We start from the raw sequence: 2,144 nt of genomic DNA on the forward strand, positions 1-2,144 counted from the left end.
TCGAAAGGAGATAGAAGCTATGTTTAGTTTAAGCGAGTTAAGACAGACGCGTGTGTTTCAGGAGGCCCTAGAGGAAGGTCGCCAAGAAGGTCGCCAAGAAGGTCGTCAAGAAGGTCGCCAAGAAGGTCGCCAAGAAGGTCGCCAAGAAGGTCGCCAAGAAGGTCGCCAAGAAGGTCGCCAAGAAGGGGAAATCATCGGAAAATTGGCTTCTGTTCCCTTATTATTGCGAGCGGGGGTTAATCCCCAAGAAATCGCCGCTTCTCTGGGATTATCTCTCGAACAGGTCTTAGAATTGGCTCGCTCGCTGGAAGATAGCGATCGCTAGGATATTTTCAGAAGTTCGATTGCCGATTTCCCCTTTCAGGACGAGTATGAACCCCGAAAGTCGTCCCTTTCGGCAGTAGAGATATAATTTCATTATCTTCTTTCCCGCTTTTCTTCGATGCTATCCTTACTAAAAAAGCTCTGGAATTGGCTAAAATCGCTCTTTATTGCCAGTCCAAAGGCAATTAACCCCAAAAAAGTCCAAAATACTCCTCCAGAACCCAGCGATGGGGAATATGAAGGGATATTGATGGGGTTATTCGAGCAGGTAGCGGCGGGAACCACTACCGGCGGGTTACGGGGATGGCTATACAGTCGCCATTGTGACGATAAAAAGCTGGCGCGGTGGTTAGAGGTCAAAAGCGAGGAATGGCTACGGTATCCAGAAGATTATCAAACTTTAGGGCGGGATCTGGCGGCTTTAGGGAGGGTGATGACGGGAAATCTGGGGGAAGTGTCCCAACGGATTAGCCTCCAGTTACGCGACGCGGTGAGGGATGTTTCCGGTGTGGAGGAGGAAAATCTAGGCCCAAAGGAGACGGATTTAACGGAAGTCCAAAAATTCTATCAACTTTTGAATCAAGGGAAAACTTCGACAACTCAAAGACTATCCACCGCTAATAATACCCCGATTGTTCAGGATGCCGAATTCTGGTTTGAGCAAGGAACCCAGAAATACATGAATGGGGATTTTATCGGCGCGATCGCATCCTATGATCGAGCTTTAGAAATTAAACCCGATTACCCTGATGCTTGGTACAACCGAGGGATTGCGTTAGGTAATTTAGGCAGATTAGAAGAAGAGATCGCATCCTTTGATCGAGCTTTAGAAATTAAACCCGATTTACATGAAGCTTGGAACAACCGAGGGGCTGCGTTAGATAATTTAGGCAGATTAGAAGAAGCGATCGCATCCTTTGATCGAGCTTTAGAAATTAAACCCGATAAGCATCAAGCTTGGACTAACCGAGAGAATGCGTTAAGGAATTTAGGCAGATTATAAGAAGCGATCGCATCCTACGACAAAGCTTTAGAAATTAAACCCGATTACCCTGATGCTTGGTACAACCGAGGGATTGCGTTAGGTAATTTAGGCAGATGGGCAGAAGCGATCGCCTCTTACTACCAAGCGGTAGCCATTAAATCCGATGACCATCAAGCTTAGTCTGACCGAGGGTGGGCGATTTGTTCTCTGGGTAAAATAGGGCTAGATCAACTAACAGAATTTGACTCTCCCCCGCTAACCGCTCGCGCGGTGTAGCGGGGGATTCTCGGTTCTTAGGCTTTTAACTAGATCGACCTGGTTTAACCGGTCGATCCCCGTCAAATCGCCTCCGCGAGCGTTTTCTAACACGGTCAGTCCGACCGCGTTTTTTCCTCGGTTCTCGATTACCTTTGCTGATGCCGTATCTCTCGGTTCAATGTGGCCGCAAGAATCACACCGGTGAACTCTTTCTGATAACGACTTTTTGCCAGTAATTGCGCCACAATTCGGACAATCCTGGGAAGTTCCGTTTTTATCAACCTTAAGATAATATTTTCCCCGTTTCCAAGCGACAAACGGTAGTATCTCGTTAATAAAACTACCGATACCCGAATCTAGAGATTGTTTTCTAACGATCCCTCTAGACCAAGAAACGAAGTTAATATCTTCAACGAAAATATTATCAGCAAGATCACAAAGGTAATGAGCTAACTTAAAATGCCAATCTCTACGAGTATTAGACACTTTTTCGTGTAATCTCGCTATCTTATCTTGGAGTTTCAACCAATTGTTCGAGCCTTTGACTTGATGTTTCAAGCGTCTTTGTAGCAATTTA

General features: G+C 45.9%; 1 protein-coding gene and 2 pseudogenes. 2 read left to right on the top strand and 1 reads right to left on the bottom strand.

Annotated elements, in window-relative coordinates; all coding sequences use genetic code 11:
• Window positions 1-325, top strand: a pseudogene (locus tag O9300_RS08125) (Rpn family recombination-promoting nuclease/putative transposase); the annotation flags it as partial.
• A gap of 117 nt (window positions 326-442) precedes the next feature.
• Window positions 443-1,486 (top strand): annotated as a pseudogene (locus tag O9300_RS08130) (tetratricopeptide repeat protein); the annotation flags it as partial.
• A gap of 78 nt (window positions 1,487-1,564) precedes the next feature.
• Here the strand turns inward: O9300_RS08130 and O9300_RS08135 are convergent.
• On the bottom strand, window positions 1,565-2,144 hold a 580-nt coding region (locus O9300_RS08135), incomplete at its 5' end, for an RNA-guided endonuclease InsQ/TnpB family protein (RefSeq protein WP_287971163.1).

This window comes from Microcystis sp. LE19-195.1E (genome assembly GCF_027532095.1).
In the GTDB taxonomy this organism is placed as follows: Bacteria; Cyanobacteriota; Cyanobacteriia; order Cyanobacteriales; family Microcystaceae; genus Microcystis; species Microcystis aeruginosa.